General features: G+C 68.7%; 22 protein-coding genes. 12 read left to right on the plus strand and 10 right to left on the minus strand.

Annotation, left to right across the window (positions count from 1 at the left end; all coding sequences use genetic code 11):
• Window positions 1-196: 196 nt before the first annotated feature.
• Entirely contained in the window at window positions 197-2,332 is a 2,136-nt protein-coding gene (locus ACFVYA_RS00095) for a VanW family protein (RefSeq protein WP_387040950.1), read from the plus strand.
• A gap of 4 nt (window positions 2,333-2,336) precedes the next feature.
• On the opposite strand, the gene ACFVYA_RS00100 is transcribed toward ACFVYA_RS00095, so the two are convergent.
• Both ACFVYA_RS00100 and ACFVYA_RS00105 read right to left on the minus strand, forming a co-directional pair.
• Window positions 2,337-3,044, minus strand: coding sequence for a leucine-rich repeat domain-containing protein (locus ACFVYA_RS00100; RefSeq protein ID WP_387040526.1), 708 nt, complete (start codon window positions 3,042-3,044; stop codon window positions 2,337-2,339).
• A complete protein-coding gene (locus tag ACFVYA_RS00105; RefSeq protein WP_387040529.1) occupies window positions 3,041-3,883 on the minus strand; it encodes a helix-turn-helix transcriptional regulator in 843 nt (280 codons plus the stop codon). The genes ACFVYA_RS00100 and ACFVYA_RS00105 overlap by 4 nt, the downstream gene beginning before the upstream one ends.
• 111 nt (window positions 3,884-3,994) lie before the next feature.
• Between ACFVYA_RS00105 and ACFVYA_RS00110 the strand changes: the two genes are divergently transcribed.
• Entirely contained in the window at window positions 3,995-5,410 is a 1,416-nt protein-coding gene (locus ACFVYA_RS00110; protein WP_387040532.1) for an MFS transporter, read from the plus strand.
• 61 nt (window positions 5,411-5,471) lie between these two features.
• Here ACFVYA_RS00110 and ACFVYA_RS00115 read toward each other — a convergent pair whose 3' ends face one another.
• The 4 genes from ACFVYA_RS00115 to mug all read right to left on the minus strand — a co-directional run bounded on the left by ACFVYA_RS00115 (window position 5,472) and on the right by mug (window position 9,491).
• Complete coding sequence (locus tag ACFVYA_RS00115; RefSeq protein WP_387040534.1) at window positions 5,472-5,747, minus strand: GlsB/YeaQ/YmgE family stress response membrane protein; 276 nt, start codon at window positions 5,745-5,747, stop codon at window positions 5,472-5,474.
• 137 nt (window positions 5,748-5,884) lie between these two features.
• A complete protein-coding gene (locus ACFVYA_RS00120; RefSeq protein WP_387040537.1) occupies window positions 5,885-7,720 on the minus strand; it encodes an acyl-CoA dehydrogenase in 1,836 nt (611 codons plus the stop codon).
• Between the two features lie 159 nt (window positions 7,721-7,879).
• Complete coding sequence (locus ACFVYA_RS00125; RefSeq protein ID WP_387040539.1) at window positions 7,880-8,665, minus strand: response regulator transcription factor; 786 nt, start codon at window positions 8,663-8,665, stop codon at window positions 7,880-7,882.
• A 265-nt stretch (window positions 8,666-8,930) separates the two neighbouring features.
• Entirely contained in the window at window positions 8,931-9,491 is a 561-nt protein-coding gene (gene mug, locus ACFVYA_RS00130) for a G/U mismatch-specific DNA glycosylase (RefSeq protein WP_387040541.1), read from the minus strand.
• 117 nt (window positions 9,492-9,608) lie between these two features.
• Between mug and ACFVYA_RS00135 the strand changes: the two genes are divergently transcribed.
• Window positions 9,609-9,785, plus strand: a complete 177-nt coding sequence (locus ACFVYA_RS00135) for a hypothetical protein (protein ID WP_003058066.1) — start codon at window positions 9,609-9,611, stop codon at window positions 9,783-9,785.
• Here the strand turns inward: ACFVYA_RS00135 and ACFVYA_RS00140 are convergent.
• Window positions 9,726-10,352: a VanZ family protein gene (locus ACFVYA_RS00140; RefSeq protein ID WP_387040544.1), complete on the minus strand. Its 627-nt coding sequence runs from the start codon at window positions 10,350-10,352 to the stop codon at window positions 9,726-9,728. The genes ACFVYA_RS00135 and ACFVYA_RS00140 overlap by 60 nt on opposite strands.
• A 219-nt stretch (window positions 10,353-10,571) precedes the next feature.
• On the opposite strand from ACFVYA_RS00140, the gene ACFVYA_RS00145 reads away from it, so the two are divergent.
• The 4 genes from ACFVYA_RS00145 to ACFVYA_RS00160 all read left to right on the plus strand — a co-directional run bounded on the left by ACFVYA_RS00145 (window position 10,572) and on the right by ACFVYA_RS00160 (window position 14,756).
• Window positions 10,572-11,651: a Gfo/Idh/MocA family protein gene (locus ACFVYA_RS00145; RefSeq protein ID WP_387040547.1), complete on the plus strand. Its 1,080-nt coding sequence runs from the start codon at window positions 10,572-10,574 to the stop codon at window positions 11,649-11,651.
• Window positions 11,652-11,702: 51 nt separating this feature from the next.
• Window positions 11,703-12,482 (plus strand): alpha/beta fold hydrolase, encoded by a 780-nt coding sequence (locus tag ACFVYA_RS00150; RefSeq protein WP_387040550.1) that lies wholly within the window; start codon window positions 11,703-11,705, stop codon window positions 12,480-12,482.
• Window positions 12,483-12,699: 217 nt separating this feature from the next.
• The gene (locus ACFVYA_RS00155) at window positions 12,700-14,391 is read left to right on the plus strand and encodes a bifunctional metallophosphatase/5'-nucleotidase (RefSeq protein ID WP_387040552.1); all 1,692 of its coding nucleotides are present in this window, start codon (window positions 12,700-12,702) and stop codon (window positions 14,389-14,391) included.
• A gap of 38 nt (window positions 14,392-14,429) precedes the next feature.
• Window positions 14,430-14,756 (plus strand): MmcQ/YjbR family DNA-binding protein, encoded by a 327-nt coding sequence (locus ACFVYA_RS00160; RefSeq protein WP_387040555.1) that lies wholly within the window; start codon window positions 14,430-14,432, stop codon window positions 14,754-14,756.
• Here the strand turns inward: ACFVYA_RS00160 and ACFVYA_RS00165 are convergent.
• Both ACFVYA_RS00165 and ACFVYA_RS00170 read right to left on the minus strand, forming a co-directional pair.
• Window positions 14,746-15,282 (minus strand): GNAT family N-acetyltransferase, encoded by a 537-nt coding sequence (locus tag ACFVYA_RS00165; protein WP_387040557.1) that lies wholly within the window; start codon window positions 15,280-15,282, stop codon window positions 14,746-14,748. The two genes, ACFVYA_RS00160 and ACFVYA_RS00165, sit on opposite strands and share 11 nt — an antisense overlap.
• Before the next feature lie 8 nt (window positions 15,283-15,290).
• Window positions 15,291-15,668, minus strand: coding sequence for a nitroreductase family deazaflavin-dependent oxidoreductase (locus tag ACFVYA_RS00170; RefSeq protein ID WP_387040560.1), 378 nt, complete (start codon window positions 15,666-15,668; stop codon window positions 15,291-15,293).
• An 88-nt stretch (window positions 15,669-15,756) separates the two neighbouring features.
• On the opposite strand from ACFVYA_RS00170, the gene ACFVYA_RS00175 reads away from it, so the two are divergent.
• Window positions 15,757-16,407 carry a hypothetical protein gene (locus tag ACFVYA_RS00175; protein ID WP_387040563.1) on the plus strand — a complete coding sequence of 217 codons (651 nt, stop codon included), beginning with the start codon at window positions 15,757-15,759 and terminating at the stop codon, window positions 16,405-16,407.
• Here the strand turns inward: ACFVYA_RS00175 and ACFVYA_RS00180 are convergent.
• Complete coding sequence (locus ACFVYA_RS00180; protein ID WP_387040566.1) at window positions 16,404-17,141, minus strand: cytochrome P450; 738 nt, start codon at window positions 17,139-17,141, stop codon at window positions 16,404-16,406. The two genes, ACFVYA_RS00175 and ACFVYA_RS00180, sit on opposite strands and share 4 nt — an antisense overlap.
• A 374-nt stretch (window positions 17,142-17,515) precedes the next feature.
• On the opposite strand from ACFVYA_RS00180, the gene ACFVYA_RS00185 reads away from it, so the two are divergent.
• The 4 genes from ACFVYA_RS00185 to ACFVYA_RS00200 all read left to right on the plus strand — a co-directional run bounded on the left by ACFVYA_RS00185 (window position 17,516) and on the right by ACFVYA_RS00200 (window position 21,472).
• Window positions 17,516-17,866: a YciI family protein gene (locus tag ACFVYA_RS00185; RefSeq protein ID WP_285987345.1), complete on the plus strand. Its 351-nt coding sequence runs from the start codon at window positions 17,516-17,518 to the stop codon at window positions 17,864-17,866.
• Window positions 17,863-19,089: an RNA polymerase sigma factor gene (locus ACFVYA_RS00190; RefSeq protein WP_387040568.1), complete on the plus strand. Its 1,227-nt coding sequence runs from the start codon at window positions 17,863-17,865 to the stop codon at window positions 19,087-19,089. The genes ACFVYA_RS00185 and ACFVYA_RS00190 overlap by 4 nt, the downstream gene beginning before the upstream one ends.
• Window positions 19,090-19,934: 845 nt before the next feature.
• On the plus strand, window positions 19,935-20,747 hold the full coding sequence (locus tag ACFVYA_RS00195; protein ID WP_387040570.1) for a TIGR04255 family protein: 813 nt from the start codon (window positions 19,935-19,937) through the stop codon (window positions 20,745-20,747).
• A gap of 2 nt (window positions 20,748-20,749) precedes the next feature.
• Window positions 20,750-21,472 (plus strand): helix-turn-helix domain-containing protein, encoded by a 723-nt coding sequence (locus ACFVYA_RS00200; protein WP_387040953.1) that lies wholly within the window; start codon window positions 20,750-20,752, stop codon window positions 21,470-21,472.
• Window positions 21,473-21,763: the final 291 nt, after the last annotated feature.

The raw sequence follows: 21,763 nt of genomic DNA on the forward strand, positions 1-21,763 counted from the left end.
GTCGGGTCCCGCGAAAGGCAGGCGCGTGGCAGACGAAGAGGTACGCGAGGGCGCGGAAACGCTCGAAGCCGACCGCGCTCATGCGCCGGCCGAGCCCGGAACGGCCGAAGCAACGGCGGCCGAGGTGTGGCCCGACGCCGAGCAAGAGCTACCGGCGACCGAGCAGACCACCGCGGCGGCTGCGGCGGAACCGGTGATCGAGCCGCCGCCCGCGCCGGCTGACCCGCCACCCGCGCCGGTTGATCTGCCGCCCGCGCCGGTTGAGTCGCCGACCGTGGCCGAACCGCCTGCAGCGTCTGCCGAGCTGGTCAGCGACGCGGTGCTCGAGTGGCCCTCAGCGGTTGACCTGCCGCCCGCGGCCGAGCCGCCCGGCGATGCGGTGCACGAGTGGCCCTCAGCGGCCGACCCGTCGACCGTGGCCGAATCACCTGCGGCGGCCGTTGGCGTTGTGGCCGAGCCCGCGACCGAGCCCGCGACCGAAGTCGTGCCCGCTTGGCCGCCCGTTGTCGCCGCTCCCGTTCCGGGCAGTGGCGCCGGGACGACCGATCTCTTCTCCGATGACCTGCTCGGCGAGCTTCTCGAGAACCCCACGCCACCCCCGGCGCCGGAGACGCCCGCCCGGAAGCTGCGCAAGGGCCTTGCGCGGACCATGATGTCCATCGGGCTCGCCCTCGGTCTCTTTGTCATCCTCTACGCCATCGATCTCGCCGTCAGCGCCGGGGATGTGCCGCGCGGGGTGACCGTGGCCGGCGTCGAGGTCGGGGGGCTCAGCCATGCCGAAGCCGAAGCCAAGCTGCGGAAAGAACTCGAGCCGCGGCTGATCCGGCCCGTTGTCGTGCACGGTGGGGATGTGCAGGCCGAACTCGTGCCCTCGCAGTCCGGGCTCGGGCTCGACTGGCCGAACACGCTCGGCCTCGCCGGGCACCAGCCGCTCAGTCCGATCACGCGGATCATGTCCTTCTTCACCAGCCGCGAGGTCGGGGTGGCCACGCGCACCGACCAGAACCAGATCACCCAGGCCGTGCGCGAGCTGGCCGACGGCAGGCTGAACCACCCCGCCACCGAAGGCTCGGTCGGGTTCACCCCCATCGCGGGCAGCGACGGCGGGGTCACCGCCCACCCCGTCCTGCCGCGGCAGGGCCAGCAGCTGACCGACCTGGCCGGCGCCGTGCACACCGTCACCGACCACTGGCTCGACCCCGGCGGGGTCAAGCTTTCCATGGCGATCACGCCCGTGCGCGCGACCGCCGCCGGGGTGCAGGCCGCGTGGCAGCAGATCGTCGTGCCCGCCGTCGCGAAACCGGTCGTCGTGCACGGCGAAGGCAAGGACGTTCCGCTGAAGCCCGCGACGATCGCGGCGTCGTTCCAGTTCGCCGTGGTCGAGGGCGGGGCCGTCGAGGTCCGGATCGACCAGGGCAAGCTGCAGGCAGCCCTCAAGGACCCGCTCGCGAGCACCGAGACCGACGGCAAGGACGCGCAGGTCGTCTTCACCGGCGACCAGCCGGCGGTCGAGCCCTCCGAAGACGCCCGCAAGGTCGACTGGGAGAAGACCTTCCTCCCCCTGATCGACGTGCTCAAGAAGACCGACGGACGGGATCTCCCGGTCGTCTACAGCGCGTCCGCACCCAGCGTGACCACCGACGCCGCCAACGCGCTCGGCATCAAAGAGGTCGTCGGCGAGTTCACCACCGGTGGACTGACCGGCCCCGCCGCGACGAACAACCGGACGCTCGCCGCCCGCGTGTCCGGCACGATCGTCAAGCCCGGCGAGACGTTCAGCCTCGGCGGCCGCTCCGGCCCGCGCACCGCGGCCGCCGGCTACGTGGCCGCCCCGGTCGACGAGGACGGCACCGGCCCGTCCGTGGTCGGCGGCGGCGTCTCCCAGCTGGCGTCCACTTTGTACAACGCCGCCTACCTCGCCGGCCTGGCCGACGCCGGCCACCTGGAGCACGACCACTACCTCGACCGCTACCCCGTCGGCCGCGACGCCAAGGCCGTCAACGCCGACGGCACCCCCGTCGAGCTCAAGCTGACCAACGACGCGGCGACCGGCATCGCCATCCAGGCCACCGTTTCCGGCGACTCGGTGACCGTCCGGATCTGGGGCACCCGGCACTTCCGCGTCGAGAGCCAGACCGGAGCGCAGACGCCCGGCGACCCGCCGCCGATCCAGTTCGGCTCCGGCGAGGCCGGCTCGTGCCAGCCCTCGATCGGTTCGTCCGGCTTCAGCGTCACCGACACGCGCGTGCTCTACGACCTCGCGAGCGGCACCGAGCTCCGGCGGACGTCGCACACGGCGACCTACGGGCCGCGCCCGACCCTTCTCTGTTGAGTTGTCAGCGAAGGACCATGCACCCCGCCTCCTCGAAGTCGCGCAGCCACGCCGGCTCCCGGAGCTGCTTGTTCCACCGCAGATCCAGCTTGTCCAGTTTGGACAAGCCAGCCAGTGACGCGGGCAGTGTCGTCAACTGGTTCTCCCGCAGGTCGAGCTGACGCAGCTCACTCAGCAAGCCGATAGACGACGGCAGCGAGGTGAGCCGGTTGCCGCGCAGGTGCAGCTCCCGCAACGCACCGAGCGCCCCGATCGACTCGGGCAGCGCGGCCAGCTCGTTGCGGTACAGCCGGAGTTCGCGCAGCGCCGCGAACCCCGAGAGGTCCGGCGGCAGCGCGGTGAGCCGGTTGTCCGTGCACCCCAGATACCGCAGCTTTCCCAGCCGGCACCAGGCATCCGGGAACTTCGTCAGCCGGTTGTCGCTGATGTACAGGTACTCGGTGAGCCCGGCCAGCTCGCCCAGCTCGTCCGGCAGTGAGTCGAACCGGTTGTGCGCCAGGTCGAGCGTGTGCAACGACGTCAGCGCCGAGATGCCCGGCGGCAGCGAAGAAATCCGGTTCGCCGCCAGGTTCAGCACGCGCAGCCCGGTCAGCGACCACAGCGACCCGGGCACCTCCGAGATCGAGTTCTTGTACAGATCCAGCCGGGTGACGCCGTCCGGCAGCGCAGGCACCGACGTCAGCCCCTGATCGCTCAGGTCCGCGCACGTCACGACGCCTCCCGCCGGGTCAGGGGCAGCAACGCCCACGTCGCCGGGTCGTCCGGAGTGGACACCTGGATCCGCAGGCCCGGCGCTTCCGAGACCGCCAGCTCGGTCAGCCGGAGGCGCATCCGGCCCGCCCGCGGGTGCTGGAACTCCCGCAGCCGCGGCCGCGGTTCCGCCACCTCGTGCCGCGCCCACAACGCGGCGAACTCCGGGCACAACGCCGACAGGCGCCGGATGTCCTCTTCCCAGACCGGGTCACCGACGTGCCTGCCGTATTCGGCCCGCATCCGCGCGACCATGTGCGGGACCTCCTCGTCGTAGTTCAGCAGCATCCGCCGCGCGTTCGGCTCGGTCACGCAGCACCACAACAGGTTCTTGTGCAGGCACGGCAGGCTGTGCCACTCCCAGAACAGCTCCTCCTGCGCCGCGTTCGACGCGAGGATGTCGAACCGGCCGTTGATCACGGTGGCCGGCAGCGGATCGAGCGCGCGCAGCACCTCGCGCACCGTGTCCGGCACCACCTCCACCGACGACGGCAGCCGGGACGGCGTCAGCTCCGCCAGCCGGTACAGGTGTTCCCGCTCGGGGTGGTCCATCCGCAGCGTGCGCGCCACCGCGTCGAGCACCTGCGCGCTCGCGTTGATCGGCCGCCCCTGCTCCAGCCACGTGTACCAGGTGACGCCGACGCCGGCGAGCAGCGCGACCTCCTCCCGCCGCAACCCGCTCGTGCGACGGCGCACGCCGGGCGGCAGCCCGACCTCTTCGGGGCCGATCCGCGCCCGGCACGCCTTGAGGAACTGGCCGAGTTCCTCCCGGCGGCTCGTGTGGACCTGCGTTGACGTCATGCGGAACATGGTGCCCGAGGGGTACGACAATTTCCGTTGAAGCAGGTGCTCCCAGTACCAGCACCACCAGGCTCTCTCCGCCCAAGGACGAAGAACCCCAAGGTCAGAGGCATGACACTGACCACCCCTGCCCCGGCCACCCCGGACCGGGCCGCCCGGCCGGACCGGCGGCCGTGGTTCATGCTCGCCGTCCTGCTGCTCGGCCAGTTCATGGCGCTGCTCGACGTCACCGTCGTGAACGTCGCCATGACCGACATCCGCACCGACCTGCACGCGTCCGGCGCCGCGCTGCAGCTCGTCGTTTCCGGCTACACCGTGGGCTACGCGATGCTGCTGATCACCGGCGCCCGGCTCGGCGAACTGTTCGGGCGCCGACGGCTGTTCGTCACCGGCGTCGTCGCTTTCACCGTCTGCTCGCTGGGTTGCGGCTTCGCGCCGGACCCGGTGACGCTCATCGTCGCGCGGATCGCCCAGGGCGCCGGCGCCGCGCTGATGATGCCGCAGGTCATCAGCGTCATCCAGGCGCAGTTCAGCGGCCCGGCACGCGCCAAGGCGCTCAGCGCGTACACCGCGGTCATCTCGGTCGCGTTCGTGTCCGGCCAGGTGCTCGGCGGCGTGCTCGTCGGCGCGGACCTCTTCGGCACGGGCTGGCGGCCGATCTTCCTGGTGAACGTGCCGATCGGGGTGCTCGTGGCCGCGCTCGCCCTGCGGCTGGTGCCCGGTGGCGCGGCGAAGGCGGGCCGCCGGCTCGACCTCGCCGGCCTCGCGCTCGCCGTGCCCGCCGTGGTCCTCGTCGTGCTGCCGCTGGTCTTGGGGCACGAAACCGGCTGGCCGGTGTGGACGTTCGTTTCGCTCGCGGCAGGGTTGCTGCTGGCGGTGCTGTTCGTGGTCGTGGAACGCCGGGTGCGCGATCCGCTGGTCAACCTCGGCGTGCTGCGGGTCCGCGGTGTCGCACCGGGACTGGCCGCGCTGGCCACCGGTGTGGCGTCCTACGGCGGGTTCCTGTTCTGCGTCGCCTTGCACCTGCAGGCGGGCCTCGGGGAGACGGCGCTGGCCGCCGGGCTCACCATGGCACCCGGTGGGGTGGTTTTCGGTGTGTGCGGATTCTTCTGGCACAAACTGCCCGTGCGCGTCCACGCGGCACTGACGCCGTGCGGCTACGTGGGGTCGGCGGTCGCGTACGCGTTGCTGGGGTTGAGCCTCGAGGACGGTGGAAACGGCGGCGCGCTGTTCTTCGCCGCGCTCCTGCTGTTCGGCCTTTCCATGGGCCTGGCGTTCGGGTCCCTGATGGCGCACGCGCTGACCCACGTCCCGCTCGAAAGCGCGGCGGACGCCAGTGGCCTGCTCACGACGACGTTGCAGCTGGGCCAGGTCGTCGGGGTGGCGACGTTCGGGAGTCTCTTCTTGACGCTTGCCGGCGGTTCGTCGGCGCACGCCATCACCACGACGATGACCTGTGCCGCGGCCCTGCTGCTGGTGGGCGCCGGGTTCGCCGTCGCGCTCGCCCGCGCGTCGGCCCGGCGGTAGCCACGGAAAAGCCCGGCCGGTTCACCCGAAGGTGGACCGGCCGGGCTTGAGTTCCGGGAAGTTACCGGGTTACCCCACGACGGCCGTAGGCGCCCGCGGCGATGCTGACACCGATCGCGGCCAGCACGACCTGCGTAAGAATCTCCAGCCAGTCGATGCCGTTCGTGTCGGCGTAGCCGAGACCACGCGCGATGGCCGTACCGATGAAGGCGGCGATGATACCGATCACGATGGTCAGCCAGATCGGGACGTTCTGCTTGCCGGGAGCGAGCAGCCGGCCCAGAACGCCGATGATCAGCCCGACGACGATGGCGCTGATGATGCCGGCGACAGTCATCACTATCTCCTCTCGGTGGTCGCGGGTCCGGCCACTCGGTCCCGCGAACTCGGAGACGGAATGCCCCGGCGGGATGACCTCGAAACGCCGGAAGGGCCCCTTCCGGGTGGAAGGGGCCCTTCGGCGGAACACGTTGATCAGAACGCGGCTTCGTCCAGCTCCATGAGTGCGTTGTCGGCGGCCTCCACGATGGCGCGGCGGGCGGTCAGCTCCGGCAGCACCTGCTTCGCGAAGAACGAGGCCGAGGCGATCTTGCCCTCGTAGAACGGGGTGTCCTTGGCGGACGCGCCCACGTCGAGCTTGCCGATCGCGACCTCGGCGTGCTTGAGCAGCTGCCAGCCGATGAGCAGGTCGCCGACCGACATCAGCAGGCGGACCGTGTGCTGGCCGACCTTGTTGATGCTCTGCGAGTCCTCCTGGGACGCCGTCAGGTAGCCGATCAGCGAGCCGAGCATGCCCTGGGTGTCCTCGAGGGCCTGCTTGAGCAGCGCACGCTCGTTCTTGAGCCGGCCGTTGCCCGCCTCGGACTCGATGAACTTGGTGATCTCCCCGGCGACGAAGGCCAGCGACCGGCCCTTGTCGCGGACGATCTTCCGGAAGAAGAAGTCCAGTGACTGGATCGCCGTGGTGCCCTCGTACAGCGAGTCGATCTTGGCGTCACGGATGTACTGCTCGATCGGGTAGTCCTGCAAGAAGCCGGACCCGCCCAGCGTCTGCAGCGACTGCACGAGCTGCTCGGTGGCCCGCTCGGAGCCGACGCCCTTGACGATCGGCAGCAGCAGGTCGTTGACGCCGTGCGCGAGCTTCTGGTCGCCCTCGCCGGTCCACAGCTGGTCCTGGAACGACGCCGTGTAGAGGTACACCGCGCGGAGGCCCTCGGCGTAGGCCTTCTGGAGCATCAGCGAGCGGCGGACGTCCGGGTGGTGCGTGATGGTGACGCGCGGGGCGGCCTTGTTCAGCATGTTCGGCAGGTCGGCGCCCTGGACGCGCTCCTTGGCGTACTCGAGCGCGTTGAGGTAACCCGTCGAGAGCGTCGCGATGGCCTTCGTGCCGACCATCATCCGGGCGTACTCGATGACCTGGAACATCTGCGCGATGCCGTCGTGCACCTCGCCGAGCAGCCAGCCCTTGGCCGGGGTGCCGTGCTGGCCGAAGGTCAGCTCGCAGGTCGTCGAGGCCTTGATGCCCATCTTGTGTTCGACGTTCGTGACGTAGGCGCCGTTGCGCTCGCCCAGCTCGCCGGTCTTGGAGTCGAAGTGGAACTTCGGGACGAGGAACAGCGACAGGCCCTTGGTGCCCGGCTTGGTCTCGATGCCGGGACCTTCGGGGCGAGCGAGCACCAGGTGCATGATGTTTTCGCTCATGTCGTGCTCGGCCGAGGTGATGAACCGCTTCACGCCGTCGATGTGCCAGGAGCCGTCCTCCTGCTTGGTGGCCTTGGTGCGGCCCGCGCCGACGTCGGAGCCGGCGTCCGGCTCGGTCAGCACCATCGTGGCGCCCCAGGCCCGGTCGATCATGATCTGGGCCCAGTGCTTCTGCTCTTCGGTGCCGTTCTTGTTCACGATCATGGCGAAGTTCGGGCCCGCCATGTACATGAACAGCGGGGCGTTCGCGCCGAGGATGAGCTCGGACGCCGCCCACTGCACGGTCGGCGGAAGGCCGAAGCCGCCGAGGTCGTTGGTCAGGCCGAGGCGCCACCACTCGCCGTCCAGGAGCTGCTTGTAGCTCTTCTTGAAGGACTCGGGGATCTTGACGCTGAAGGTCTTCGGGTCGTACACGGGCGGGTTGCGGTCGGCGTCGGCGAAGGACTCGGCGAGCGGGCCGGTCGCGAGCTTGTTCAGCTCGGACAGCACCCCGCGGGCGGTCTCTTCGTCGGATTCGGCGAGCACACCCTTGCCCAGGCGCTCCTGCACGCCGAGTACCTCGAAGAGGTTGAACTCCAGGTCTCGGACGTTGCTCTTGTAGTGGCCCATGTCGTCACTCCAATGTGTTCGGCTCCCCGGCCGGGCACATATTCGCCTTACTCGCCGGTAACTTCAGGATATTACCTGCGGGTAACTGGAGCAAGCAGATCCGCACTTCCGAGTAGCCGAAATCCACCCGAATGTTGCCTTCCGCCTGGGAAAGGGCGGTCAGCGGCTGCCGGGGATCGCCGTTGTGTCCGCCGTCACGGGGACGTGCCCGTCCTCGGGTCGCGCGATCAGGATCCCGCCGCGGAAGGCGATCGTCACCGCGTGTGTCCGGTCCCGGGCGGAAAGCTTGCGCAGGATGCTCTTCACGTGGGTCCGGACGGTCTCGACCGACAGGAACAGCAGCTTCGCGATCGCCGAGTTTTCGAGCCCCTCGGCGACCAGCTGGAGCACCTGGTACTCGCGCCTGGACAGCGGCATCGCGCCGCGTGCCGCCGGCGGGCTGTCGTGGGCGAGGTCGCCCTTCGGGGCGGTCGCCCGCTTCGGCCGGGCGGTCAAGGCGGCCAGCGCCGGGTCGATGTAACGGCGCTCGCTGTGCGCCCGCCGGATCGCTTCGGCGAGCCGCCGTGAATCGATCGACCGCGGCACGATCGCGTGCGCGCCGGCGGCGATCGCGGCCGCGAGGTACTGATGCGTGCGATTCGCGTCACGGATCAGGATGACCAGGAGCAGCGCCGGGTCGCCGGCGTTGAGCAGTTTGGTCAGGTGGCAGTTCGGGTCGAGTGCCGAGTCCAGGAGGACGACGTCCGGCTTGACCTGCTCGCACAGCTGCAGGGCCGCGTGGTGGCTGGCGGCTTGCCCGGCCCAGTGCAGTCCCTGGTTGCGGTGCACGAGCGCGGCGAGGCCGTCGCGGAAGATCGGCACGGGATCGACGACCGCCACGCCGAGGCTGCGCCCGCCGGGTCCGGCGGGCCCTGTGGGCCTGCGGGTGGGCTCGATGCCGTGCATCGCGGGCCTCCGTCTCTGCGCGGTCGCTCCCGGGTGCCGGACGTCTCCGGCACCGTCCGGTTCCCTGCTTGGACCGGCCGGAAGTGACTCTTCCTGCTTGGTACGAGTCGCGATTGCGCAGCTCATGACGCCAAATCCCCCTCATGGCCCAATCCGCCGGTCACAGCAAACTTTCCGTAGAAGTCGATCATGGGGCGGTGGCGCGGCCGGGGTGAGAAGGACCCGATGGGGCAGTCGGCGCTACTGAGGGTGGCCTGCAGCGCGTTCAACGATTTCGACAGTCATCCGATGCGGCCCGAAGCCGGGCGAACTCGGCCGCCAGCCCGGCCGGTGTCCAGTGCGCGTTGAGGCCGCTCGGGTTCGGCAGCACCCATACCTGCGTGTCGCCGATCCGGTGTTCCTGCGGGCCGACTCGCGCCTTGGGGAAGCCGAACGCGGTCCGGTAGGCGGTGATCCCGACCACGGCCAGCCACCGCGGCCGGTACTCGAGCACCTTGGCGACCAGTAGTTTTCCGCCTTCGCGCAGCTCGTCGCCGGTCAGTTCGTCGGCTCGTGCGGTGGTCCGGGCGACGACGTTCGTGACGCCGAGGTGGAGGTCGAGCAGCTGGTCCTGCTCGCTGGGGTCGTACAGCCGCGGCGTGAAGCCGCCCTTGTGGAGTGCGGGCCAGAAGCGGTTGCCGGGGCGCGCGAAGTGCCGGCCGACCGCGCCGGAGTAGAGGCCGGGGTTGATGCCGCAGAAGAGGACGTCGAGACCGGGGGCGATGACGTCGGGGATGGTGGCGTTGTGCGCCGCGGCCAGCTGGTCCTTCGTGGGTCGGGTGCTCACCCGTCCAGTTTCCGGCACGCTCGGGTTCGCCGCCCTCGTCGCGTGGGGTAGCGAATTCACCACGAACCTGCGTAACCTGTGTGATCTCCCGCACAGCGCCGTACCGAGGAGGATTTCGTGCAGCTTCCGATCGTCCTCGGGCTGGTCGCGCTGGTCTTGGCCGTCGCCGCGCTCGTTGTCGTCCTGGAAGACCGGCGGGCCGCCAAGCGGGCCGCGCTGCAGCGGAAAGCCCGGCTAGCGCGTCTCGGCGAGGTGGACCCGCTCGCTCCGGGCCGGCTGCACGTCGACCGTTGAACGCAGGAGCGTCAGCAGCAGCGCCCCGAACACCCAGCCGGCGACGGCGCCGAACGTGTTGTTCATGAGGTCGTCGACGTCGAAGATCCGGTAGACATACGGCGCCGTGCCGAAGTTCGCCGTGAGCTGGGTGACCTCGATGAGCAGTGACGCCGTGAAGCCGATCAGCGCGGTGCCGGTCAGGCCGCGGCGCCACAGGATCCGCGCGAACACCCCGAGCGGCACGAACAACAGGACGTTCAGGCACGCCTGCTGGAACGTCTGCGTGAGGAACCACTGCCCACCGTGCTCGAGCAGCTCCGTGTGGATGTCGGCGATCCACTGGAACGGGTGCAGCTGCACGGTCTGGCTGAGCCGGCGGGTGCCGGGGCCCGGCAGCGGCAGGAAGACGACCGCGAGCGTCATGCAGCCGTAGAGCAGCACCGCCGCCGTGGTCGCGATGCCGCGCAGCCGCAGGCCGCCGTGCCGGGCGAGCTGGGTGATCAGCTGCGGCACCAGCACCACGGCCCACAGCGCGAGGAAGGCGATGAAGCCGTACTGCAGGGCTGTGACCTGTGCGTTCGTCATGCCACCGACGTTATGGATCTTGCCCCCGGTGCCGCTTCGGTCGAAGAGCCCGACGGCCCGGGGCCGTCATCGGCCACTCGGCCGACCCGCCCGCGGCCGATCGGCGGGCCGTGGGTGATCGAAGTCATGCCGGCGTAACCGGATGCTGCTTGCGCCGATACGGGAATGCGCACGACGCTCGGCACGTCGGGCTCTATGCAGGCAACGAAAGGAACGCTCATGGCACCGGTCCGGGTCGGCATCGTCGGGCTCAGCGCGAACGGCGGCTGGGCCGCGACCGCGCACGTGCCCGCGCTGGCCGCGGTGGACGGCTACGAACTCCGCGCGCTCGCCGGCAGCAGCGCCGAGTCGGCGCGGGTGGCCGGCGAAAAGTACGGCGTGCCGCTGACCTTCGGCGACGCCGGGGAACTCGCCCGGCACCCGGAGGTCGACCTCGTGGTGGTCGCCGTGAAGGTGCCGCAGCACCGGGCGCTCATCGAGCCCGCGCTCGCCGCGGGCAAGCAGGTGCTGAGCGAGTGGCCGCTGGGCGTGAGCCTCGCCGAAACCGAGGCGCTGGCCGAAGCCGCCCGGGAGAAGACGACCGCGGTCGGCCTGCAGGGACGGTCTGCGCCCGCGTTGCGCTACCTGCGCGACCTCATCAAGGACGGCTACGTCGGCCGCGTGCTCTCGACGTCGCTGATCGCTTCGGGCGCGAATTGGGGCCCATCCGTGCGGGCCGGCCGCGACTACCAGCTGCACCCCGCGGGCGGGGCGACGATGCTGACCATCCCGTTCGCGCACACCGTCGACGCGCTGGCCATGGTCCTCGGCGGCTTCGCCGAGCTCTCGGCGACGATGGCGACCGTCCGGCCGCGGGTGCGCGACGAGGTCACCGGCGAGTCCGTCGAGATGACCGCGCCGGACCAGATCGCGGTGACCGGCGTGCTGACCGGAGGCGCCGTCGCGTCGCTGCACCTGCGTGGCGGGACGTCGCCGGCCACGGACTTCCACTGGGAGATCAACGGCACCGAGGGCACGCTGGTCGTCGAGGCGGCGGACCCGCTGTTCTGGATCGCCAAGCTGACCCTGCGCGGCAGCCGGACCGGCACGCTGGAGAAGCTCACCGTGCCCGCGCGGTACGAGCTGCCGCAGCTGGCCGGCCGCAGCGCCGAACCCTCGTACAACGTGGCACACGCGTACGCCCGGCACCTCAAGAGCGACCTGCCGGACTTCGCGCACGCCCTGCGCGTGCACCGCGTGCTCGACGCCGTCCAGCGGTCGGCCGACGCCGGGACCCGGATCCAACCGGACGCAGAGTAACTGTTACTGGCGGTTGTAGCTTTTCCGCTACCCGCGTCTTACGCTCGGATCATGGACGACGTTGTCTACGACCGTGCGGGCCGGGGCGAGCCACTGGTGCTGATCCACGGCATCGGCCACCGCCGCCAGGCGTGGGCGCCGGTGTTCCCGCTGCTGACAGCCCATCGCGACGTCATTGCCGTCGACCTGCCCGGCTTCGGCGAGTCGCCCGAGCCGTCCGGCGGGTACGGCATCGAGCCCGCGCTGGTGATGTTCAAGGAGCTCTTCACCGACCTCGGGCTCGACCGGCCGCACGTCGCCGGCAACTCGCTCGGCGGCCTGCTGTCGCTGGCCCTCGGGCAGGCCGGCTTGGTCCGCAGCGTCACGGCGCTGTCGCCGGCCGGGCTGTGGAACCGGACCCAGAAGATGTACGCGATCGCCACCCTCAAGGCCCACCGGGCCCTGGCGCAGCGCACGCCACCGCACGTCGTGCGCCGCATCGCCGCGAGCGCGTCCGGGCGGCGCGCGCTGACCGGGATGATCGTCGGGCGGCCCGAGCTGCAGACGCCCGACACCGTCGTCGAGGACGCGCACGCCCTCGCCACCGCGCCGGGCTTCGAGCCCACCGCCGCGCAGTCCCGGGGCGACTTCCGCTTCACCGGACCCGTCACCGATGTCCCGGTGACGATCGCCTGGGCCGAGCGCGACCGGATCCTGGCCCGCCCACGCGTCGCCGACCTGCGGAAAGTCGCCCCGCACGGGGTGTTCCGGCTGCTACCGGGCTGCGGGCACGTGCCGATGAACGACGACCCAAACCTCGTCGCGCGGGTGCTGCTCGACGGGAGCCGTTAGGTGACATTCACGTTGCCAATCCGGCCGAAAGTAGGCGGAAACAGACCGGAGTGAATCCGCTCAACGGGGCTTGTTCCGCCGTGGCTGCCGGTCGGATTGGTAACAATCGCACAGCACGTCCGTCTTTTGACCCTGGTAGGTGACTGCTTCGCGAGGCAGAATCCTCCGCCGTGCGCCCGTTCGGGGACCTGGGGCGCGAATCGGAGGAAGAACACTCATGAGGCTTTCGACCCGGCTCGCGGTGTTCGCCGCGGCCGCGCTGGCGACCACGGCGGTGACCACCGCACCCGCGTCCGCGGGCCAGCGCCCGGATCCCACCACCGACGTCCGGATCATCGGGTTCAACGACCTGCACGGCAACCTGGAGCCGCCGTCGGGCTCCAGCGGGCGCGTGGTGCAGTCGGACGGGACCACTGTGGACGCCGGCGGGGCCGCCTACCTGGCCACGCACGTGAAGCAGCTGCGGGCGCAGGTGGCCAACTCGTTCGTCGTGTCCGCCGGTGACAACATCGGCGCGTCGCCGCTGACGTCGGCGTTGTTCCACGACGAGCCGACCATCGACTTCCTGGACATGCTGGGCGTCTCCGCGTCCGTCGTCGGGAACCACGAGTTCGACGAGGGCTACAAGGAACTGCAGCGCATGCAGTTCGGCGGCTGCCACCCGACCGACGGCTGCCAGTTCGAGAAGACCTTCAAGGGGGCGAACTTCCCCTTCATCGGGTCCAATGTGTACTTCACCAACGGCCTGCCCGCGCTGTTGCCGTTCACCGTGAAGTTCGAGGGTGGCGTGCCGGTCGGCGTCATCGGCGCCACGCTGAAGGACCTGCCGTCCGTCGTCACGCCGGAGGCGATCAAGGGCCTGAAGTTCGGCGACGAGGTCGAGGCCATCAACCGCACGTCGAACCTGCTCGACTTCTTCGGCGTCAAGGCCCAGGTCGTGCTGATGCACCAGGGCGACGGCACCGAGGTCGAGGGCCCGAACGACTGCAAGCTGCGCCCCGGCCCGGCCGCCGCGATCGCGGCCGCGGTGACGCCGAAGGTCGACGCGTTCTTCACCGGGCACAGCCACCAGCAGTACAACTGCGTGATCAACGACCCGGCCGGCCAGCCGCGGCCGGTCATCCAGGGCTCGTCGTTCGGCAGGCTGCTGTCGGTGGTCGACCTGAAGATCAGCCGCAAGACGCGGGACGTCGTGCGCTCGCAGACCAAGGCCTTCAACGAGATCGTCACCCGCACGGTCACCCCGGACCCGGCCGTGGCCGCGCTGGTCGCCGACGCGAAGACCAAGTCGGCGCCGATCGCGAACAAGCAGGTCGGCACCATCACCGCCGACTTGCCGGCGGCGGGCAACGCGGCCGGTGAGTCCCCGCTCGGCGACGTCATCGCCGACGCGCAGCTCGAGGGCACGCAGTCGAACAACCCGGTCATCGCGATCACGAACCCGGGTGGCATCCGCGCCGACCTGACGTACAAGTCGTCCGCGAACGGCGAGGGCGACGGCGTGGTGACCTACGGCGAGGCGTTCACCGTCCAGCCGTTCTCGAACATCATGCAGACGATCACGCTGACCGGCGCGAACCTGAAGAACGTGCTGGAACAGCAGTGGACCGCGGCCGGCACGAAGATCCTGCAGATCTCGAGCTCGCTGCACTACAGCTACTCGGCGTCCGCGCCGATCGGCTCGCGGGTCTCGAACATCACGGTCAACGGCACGCCGGTCGACCCGGCGGCGACGTTCCGCGTGTCGGTGAACAACTTCCTCGCCGCCGGCGGGGACGGCTTCACCGAGTTCACCAAGGGCACGGACCTGTCGGGTGGCCCGGTGGACCTCGACGCCCTGGTCGCCTACCTGGGTGCCCACCCGAACCTGGCCCCGCCCGCGGCGGACCGGATCACCCGCCTGCCGTAGTTCCCGTTTTTGCAAGACACCGGGTCGACAATGGATCCATGACGACCTGGGAAGACGTCGTGCGCCTCGCCTCCGGGCTGCCGGAGGTGGAGGCGTCGACCTGGTACCGCACGCCCGCGCTGAAGGTGGCGGGCAAGGGGTTCGCGCGGCTGCGCACCGAGGCCGAAGGCGGCCTGGTGGTGCTGTGCGGGCACGACGAGAAGGCCGCGTTGCTGGATTCCGGCGACGCGGCCTTCTTCACGACCCCGCACTACGACGGGTACGGCTCGATCATCGTCGACCTGGACCGCGTGGACGTCGATCAGCTGCGAGAGCTGCTCGAAGAGGCGTGGCGGCTGAAGGCGCCCAAGCGGCTCACCACTTGAGCTCGCCCTTGAGCATGCTCATCAGGATCATGTCGTGGCGCTCGCCGTCGAGGCCGACGAACGCCTCGCGGTGCCGGCCCTCCTCGACGAACCCGATCTTGCGGTAGACGTGCCGGGCGACCTCGTTCTCGGCGACGACCCACAGCGTGATCTGGTGCAGCCGCATGTTGTCGAAGCCGTACCGGCACATCAGGCGCAGCGCTTCGGTGCCGTAGCCGCCACCCGCGCGGTACTCGGCGTCGCCGACGTAGACGTCCAGGTAGGCCTCGCCGACCTCGGGCTCGGCGTCGCGCAGGTCGATGAGGCCGATGAGCTTTCGCTCGGCCTTGGCTTCGATGCCGAGGACGACCTTCTCGTAGGTGTTGACCGCGCGATCTTCGCAGCGCTTACGCACCTGGGCCAGCGAAAGCGGGTGATCGTTGTTCATCCACCGGCCGACCTCGGGGTCGTTCACCCAGCCATAGATCTTGTCCGCGTCCTCCGGTTCGAGCGCGCGCAGCCGGACGAGTTCCCCCTCGAGCAGCATTTCTCTCCCTAGTCCCGCTTCAGCAGCAGGAAGTCGTGGACGTTCAGCAGGCCGAGCAACTGGCGCACGGGCGTCGGCATCGCTCGGCGTGACTCATCATGCACGAGCTGGGGTGAGTGCACGCGGTAATTTTTCCGCTGGGTGATGATCGTGCAACTCTCCGCGGCCAGCACGTTCTTCACCCAGTCGGTGTCCGGCCCGTAGGTGAGCGCGACGACGAAGCCGTCGGCGGTGCGGAAGACGTTCAGCGGGGTGCGGTACTCCCGGCCGGACTTCCGTCCCTTGTGGACGAGCAAGCCGAAGCCCGGCGCCCAGTTCACGAAGTACTTGTTGATCCGGTTGGTCACCACGCGGTTGAAGCGGGCGAGTCCCTTGGGCAGCACCATGACACCCACGATATCAACAAATGATGAATTAACCGACCGGGTGACCCCGGCTCCCCGCCCGCACCGCACCGATGGTGGGATATGGCGCATGTCGACCGCATGGCCGCTGCGCCAGGACCCGGAAGGGCCGGTCATCATCGCGCTGGCTCTCGTGAACGACCCCGACGCGCTGGGCTTCGTCGTACTGGACGACGAGGACGACTGGTTCATCAGCGACGGCACCGAGCTGTCCGACGACGTGCTGGTCAACCGCGAGAGCTTCGGCAAGATGTCGCTGCGCGAAGCCGTCGAACTGCTGCCGCAGCTGGGTGCGCTGGCGGAGCTGCCGACCGGGATGGCCGCCGACTGGGACCCGGAGCGCCGCACGTGGCTGCTTTCGTCGGTGACCGGCTCCGACGACGAGGACGAGGACGTCCGGCTGCTCGCCCAGCGCCGCGCGGCCTGGGAGTACGAGGGCTCGCCGGACGACGAAGCCCAGATCAGCAGCGGCCTGACCGAGATCCCGACCGGCCCGCAGCGGCCGGTGCGCGCGGTCCGCCAGGTCGTCCGCGAGCAGGACGGCACGTGGCTGTTCGTCGGCTTCGAGGTCCCGGAAGCGGAGGACTTCGAGGTCGAGGGCCTGGAGCTGGAGCACGTGGCGAACCTGTACCCGGACGTGCGCAGCGTGCTCAAGGCCGCGCCGGGCCAGGTGTACGACCGCGCCACGCCGGACTCCGACTGGGAGCTCGTCGAGGGTTAGACCTGGACGGGCAGGTGGAAGAGCCCGCGCGTGATCGGGCTCGGCCACCAGGTGAGCTCCTCTTCGGGTACCGCGAGCCGGGCCGCCGGAAGGCGCCTGAGCAGGGTCTCGAAGGCGATGTCGGCCTGCAGCCGGGCCAGGGCCGCGCCGATGCACAGGTGCGGTCCGGCGCCGAAGGCGATGTGCCGCCGTTCTCCGGCCCGCTGTCCCGGCCGGAAGGCGTCCGGCTCCGCGAAGACCGCGGGGTCGCGGTCGGCGGCCAGCACCGAAACGAGGAGCGGGTCGCCCGGCCGCATGAGCCGGCCGCCGATCTCGACGTTCTCGGTGGGAAACCGCCAGGTCGCGTTCTGCAGCGGCGCGTGCAGCCGGAGCGTCTCCTCGATGACGGCGGCGCGGTGGGCGAGGTCGGTTCTTGCTTTTGCTGCTTCGCCGGGGTGGGTCAGCAGGGCGAGCGCGCCGGTCGCGATCAGCCCCACGGTCGTCTCGTGGCCGCCGATCAGGATCAGGAATGCCGTCGACGTCACCTCGTCCGCGGAGAGCGTGCCGGTGGCTTCCTGGGCGACGAGGTCGCTGATCAGGTCGGTTCCGCGCGTCGTGCGCTTGGCCTCGACGACCTCGGTCACCAGCCGTTCCAGCACGTCGGTGGCTTCGCGGACCTTCGAACCGTCGGTGTCGTCGGCGGAGTCGATGACGAGCGACCACTCGTGCACGTCCTCGCGGTAGGACTCGGGCACCCCGAGCAGGTCGCAGATGATCGCGATCGGCAGCGGGTAGGCGAGGTCGGTGACGAGATCGCCGTGCCCGCGTGCTTCGACGGCGTCGATCAGCTCGTCGGTTGAGCGCCGTCACGGCGTCGTCGTACCGCGTGATCAGCCACGCCCAGGTGCCGGTGGGAAAGCCGAGCCGGTGCGGCGGTCGTTCGCGCAGCCAGGCGTAGGCGGGTGAGGGGTCGCGATCGAAGTCCGGACCGAACAGCGCGGGCTCTCCCATGCGTTCACCCTGCCCGCCGGACTTTCTTCCCGACAAGTGTCCCGGCGCGGCTTCGCCCGTTCGTCCTTACAGTGAGAACCGGCGACCAGAGCCGGTCAGGACCCGCGAGGAGCACCGCATGCCCAAGTACGCCGCGATCATCTACGCCTCCGACATCGACCCGACCACGCCCGAGGCCACGGACATGATGAAGGACTACGACGAGTTCGGCGCCGGGGCGGCCGCGGTGATCCGCGGCGGCGCGGCGCTGTACCCGACGGCGACCGCGACGACGGTCCGCGTCACCGGCGGCAAGGGCGGCGACCTCGTCACCAGCGACGGCCCGTACGCGGAGACGAAGGAAGCCCTCACCGGCTTCTACCTGCTCGAATGCGCCGACCTCGACGAAGCGGTCAAGGTCGCCGCGCGGATCCCGGGTGCCTGGGACGGCGCGATCGAGGTCCGGCCGGTCGTCGACTTCGGCAAGTGACCGGCGCCGGGGACGCGGTCGCGCGGCTGGTCCGGGACGAGGGCACCCGGGTACTGGCCACGCTGGTCCGCGTCACCGGCAGCGTCGACCTGGCCGAAGACGCGGTTCAGGACGCCGTCGTGCGCGCGCTGGAGACGTGGCCGCGCGACGGCGTCCCCGGCAACCCCCGGGGCTGGCTGCTGGTCGCGGCCCGCCGCCGCGCGGTGGACGTGGTCCGCCGCGAGGCGAAGCGGCAGGGGAAGGAGGCCATCGCGATGCCCGACGTCGACCCGTGCCCCGACCCGGTGGTGGTCCGCGACGACCTGCTGCGGCTGGTCTTCACGTGCTGCCACCCCGCGTTGTCGCTGGACGCCCAGGTGGCTTTGGCGCTTCGGACATTGGGCGGTTTGTCGACGGCGGAGGTCGCCCGGGGCCTGCTGGTCCCCGAAGCGACGATGGCGAAGCGGCTGACGCGCGCGAAGCAGAAGATCGCCCAGGCGCGCATCCCGTACCGGGTCCCGTCGGCGGAGGAGCTGCCGGCGCGGTTGGCCGGCGTGGCGTCGACGGTGTACCTGATCTTCAACGAGGGCTACACGGGCCGGGTTTCACTGCTCGCGGAGGGCGTGCGGCTGGCGCGCATGCTGGTTTCCCTGATGCCGGACGAGCCGACGGCGCTGGGGCTGCTGGCTTTGGTGCTGCTGCAGGACGCCCGCCGTCTCGCACGGTTCTCTTCGGGCGTACCGGTGTTGCTCTCCGCGCAGGACCGTTCGTCCTGGGACGCATCGTTGATCAAGGAGGGCGTCGAGCTGGTCGCCCGCGGCTTGCGCCGGACACCGTCGGTACCGAACGCGTACGTGGTCCAGGCGGCGATAGCGGCATGCCACGATTTGGCCCCGACGTACGAAGAGACGAACTGGGACGCGGTGATTTCCTGGTACGACGTGTTGTTGTCGGTCCAGGACACCCCGGTGGTCCGCTTGAACCGGGCGGCCGCGGTGGCGGAACGCGACGGGCCTGCCTCGGCATTGGCGCTGGTGGACGCCTTGGCGGGACTGGACGATTACCCGTGGTGGCACGCATCACGAGCGGAGTTGTTGCACCGCATGGGTTCCGCGTCGGCCTTCGAGGCGCTGGCCCGCGCGGTGGAAACCGGTTTGCCCGCTCCCCACGCGGCGCAATTGCGGGCGAGAATGGAAAGCGAAAACCCCGGACAGAAGGCCCGGGGTTTCGATGAGAGCGGATGACGGGAATCGAACCCGCGTATTCAGCTTGGGAACCAGGGTGATCATGCTCGAAAGTGGCCCTGACCTGCGGACGGGGCTACCTCGTGGCACCCGCTGTTGACCTTGGTTGACCGGCCTGAATGGCACGCTAATGGCATGGCCAGTGCCCCACCCAGACCTCCCCCGTCACCCCGATACGAAGCCAGCACGCGGTCGGTGGTGCCGGGTCAAGGCACGCTTTCCCGCCTTGACGCGGTGCTACCGGCCGTTGTCATGATCCGGCTTCGGGGTGCCGGCCGCTAGTGATCAGGGAGCTTGTAGGTGAGCGTGTCGATGGCCCCAATCAGAGTGGATACCTGGTCGGAGGCGACCGAGTGGTCATCCATGTGCTTGAGCTGGTGGAAGACGGCTAGGAGCGCTTCGGCTGTGGCCAGACTGATCGGGTCGGCGCTGCTCCTACCCTGCTCGATGGCCTGACGTGCTGCTGCGGCGTGAGCGTCTGCTGTAGCGCGGTCAGAGGGCGGCATGGCTTCGACCCTGCCAGCGTGCGTCTCTGCCGTAACTAGGCCGATGAGCTGATCGCTGCCAGCGGCGGCGCGCTATGCGATCGATCGATGCGGCGGGCCCACCCGGCGGCCGGCGGCCGAAGCGGAGCGGCAGGTCGTCCGTGCCGCGTGCGGTGGGCCCGCCGTACGGCAGGTGACGTGCGCGCCGCCGCTGGCGGCGCCTTGATCCCATAGAGCCAAATTCGGCAGCTGACCTGCATAAACGCGTGACGTCAGAGATCGACACCTTCTTCGAAGATGTCGATCGCACGACCGCTATGGTCTAGAACACCCTATGTGAAGTAGCATGTGAAGTAGAGTGTGAACGATGAGCATACACCGTCGCGGGGAGACATGATGCATCCGTTCGCTGGTCCGGTTGATGAGGCTCCGCTCTCCAGGGCGCCCCTGGTGAAGGTGGTCTGTCAAGTTCGATTTCCCAAGCCGTTGAGCTTTGGTCCAGCAACGGTGGAAGCGGCAAGGAACCTACTGGCCCCGAAGTATCCGGTGGCTCGTGAGCAGACCGGGACCGTACTTGTCCTGGGGCCGGACGGTGTATCTCAGCAACAGGATGCTGAGAAGACGTGGACCATGTCAGATGTTCACAACAACTGGCGAATCGTGTTAGCTCAGAACTTTGTGTCGATCGAGACTTCGCTATACAACAGCCGGAGTGACTTCATGGAGAGGGTTGGTGATTTGCTTGAAGCAACTCAGAAGTCGTATGCCCCGCCTGTTTACGATCGTCTAGGCGTCAGGTACGTAAATCGAATCGAAGAAGTCGAAGACCTTGACCGCCTGGAACTAATGGTTAAGCCGGTCGCTTTGGCTGGACTTGGGGTTCCCCACGAAGATGTCAAAGTGCGACACTCGCTTTGTGATACTTTGTTTGTGGACGGAAGTGCAAATATCCAAGCTCGATGGGGTTGGCTGCCAGCGGGCGCCGTAATAGATGCTGATCTATCGGCGCCTACTGTCGAACATTGGATGTTGGATATCGATGTATTCTCTTCTGGCGGAACTCAATTTGATTCCGGGGAACTAACCTCACAAGCTCGCGAATTTGCGGAAAAGTCTTATCGGCTCTTTCGCTGGTTGGTAACAGACGAGTTCATCGAAAACTTTGGCGGTTGACGATGGCGGAAGTCTATTATTATGGAGAGGCGCCGACTTCTAGTTCGCAAGTCGACGACATCGACTTTCAAGCTGCCAATTTCGTCAAGCGTAACGCTACGTCCTCTAGTCAGAGGACGAGAAGAATTCGAAAGGGAAGTTCTCCTGCGGCAGTAGGTATCGTTTCCGGCGTGGTGCTTAGTGCGCTTACGGGAGTGGTGACGGACGTAGGGTCATTCGTTGCATCGACTCCGATAACGAGAACTTTACGTGCAGAGTCGGCTGCGCCTTCATCAAGCCGTGGCGGCAGTAATGAAAAAGGGCGAAACTCGCCGAACGTCAAGGATTCGCAGGATTCGGGGCGAGGGGAATTCGCTAGCTCAATCCGGCGTGTGCATGCGTCTAGCGGTCTCACTTGGGACGAGATAGCGCGCCTTGTCGGCGTCTCCCGTCGAACCGTACACAATTGGATCCAGGGGGCTCGGGTAAGCTCCGCAAATGCAAGAACCCTTTCGCGAGTATGTACTACTTTAGAGCGCGAAGACAAGGGGGATCCTGCCTCAACGCGCGCGCATCTGCTTGCTCCACGTCTCGGCGGAATGTCGCCTTACGAGAGGATGCTTGCCCGGCGATTGGATAATGAACCGAAGCATGTCGACGACTTTAACCCAAGCCAGCGCGTTTCCATGCGAGAAAGTCCTCCCGATGTGCATGGTGCCTTGCTGAACATCGAAGAACTTGACTGAGTGGTGGTCGACATGTCCATGGGAGAAGGCAGCGGGTCTTCGAATATGGAAGAGGTTAACCGACGGTTGACGTCGTGGAGGCAGGGGGACGTCGCCAGGTTCGGCAAGTTCGTACACGTAGCAGATTTGTCATGCCCCACTACGGATCTCTCGTCAGAGGCGTCTGCGCGAATTGGTCGATCAGGTCTTCGTAGTCTCACTGCCAGTGTCGATGCTGTCGTCTTACTAAGCCAAACCTGCGATATTGTCCGGGACTCCTCGAAGAGGGCCTATGTAGAAGTCTGCCCGGTA

It is taken from the genome of Amycolatopsis sp. NPDC058278, from assembly GCF_042881395.1.
GTDB lineage: Bacteria > Actinomycetota > Actinomycetes > Mycobacteriales > Pseudonocardiaceae > Amycolatopsis.

Bases quoted from the DNA above. Each gene is read 5' to 3' on its own strand.
- ACFVYA_RS00145 (WP_387040547.1), top strand. From the start codon at position 10,572: ATGGCACCGGTCCGGGTCGGCATCGTCGGGCTCAGCGCGAACGGCGGC.
- ACFVYA_RS00115 (WP_387040534.1), bottom strand. From the start codon at position 5,747: ATGACTGTCGCCGGCATCATCAGCGCCATCGTCGTCGGGCTGATCATC.
- ACFVYA_RS00185 (WP_285987345.1), top strand. From the start codon at position 17,516: ATGCCCAAGTACGCCGCGATCATCTACGCCTCCGACATCGACCCGACC.
- ACFVYA_RS00175 (WP_387040563.1), top strand. From the start codon at position 15,757: ATGTCGACCGCATGGCCGCTGCGCCAGGACCCGGAAGGGCCGGTCATC.
- ACFVYA_RS00160 (WP_387040555.1), top strand. From the start codon at position 14,430: ATGACGACCTGGGAAGACGTCGTGCGCCTCGCCTCCGGGCTGCCGGAG.
- ACFVYA_RS00150 (WP_387040550.1), top strand. From the start codon at position 11,703: ATGGACGACGTTGTCTACGACCGTGCGGGCCGGGGCGAGCCACTGGTG.
- ACFVYA_RS00165 (WP_387040557.1), bottom strand. From the start codon at position 15,282: ATGCTGCTCGAGGGGGAACTCGTCCGGCTGCGCGCGCTCGAACCGGAG.
- ACFVYA_RS00140 (WP_387040544.1), bottom strand. From the start codon at position 10,352: ATGACGAACGCACAGGTCACAGCCCTGCAGTACGGCTTCATCGCCTTC.
- ACFVYA_RS00110 (WP_387040532.1), top strand. From the start codon at position 3,995: ATGACACTGACCACCCCTGCCCCGGCCACCCCGGACCGGGCCGCCCGG.
- ACFVYA_RS00170 (WP_387040560.1), bottom strand. From the start codon at position 15,668: ATGGTGCTGCCCAAGGGACTCGCCCGCTTCAACCGCGTGGTGACCAAC.
- ACFVYA_RS00125 (WP_387040539.1), bottom strand. From the start codon at position 8,665: ATGCACGGCATCGAGCCCACCCGCAGGCCCACAGGGCCCGCCGGACCC.
- ACFVYA_RS00120 (WP_387040537.1), bottom strand. From the start codon at position 7,720: ATGGGCCACTACAAGAGCAACGTCCGAGACCTGGAGTTCAACCTCTTC.
- ACFVYA_RS00105 (WP_387040529.1), bottom strand. From the start codon at position 3,883: ATGACGTCAACGCAGGTCCACACGAGCCGCCGGGAGGAACTCGGCCAG.
- ACFVYA_RS00155 (WP_387040552.1), top strand. From the start codon at position 12,700: ATGAGGCTTTCGACCCGGCTCGCGGTGTTCGCCGCGGCCGCGCTGGCG.
- ACFVYA_RS00200 (WP_387040953.1), top strand. From the start codon at position 20,750: ATGGCGGAAGTCTATTATTATGGAGAGGCGCCGACTTCTAGTTCGCAA.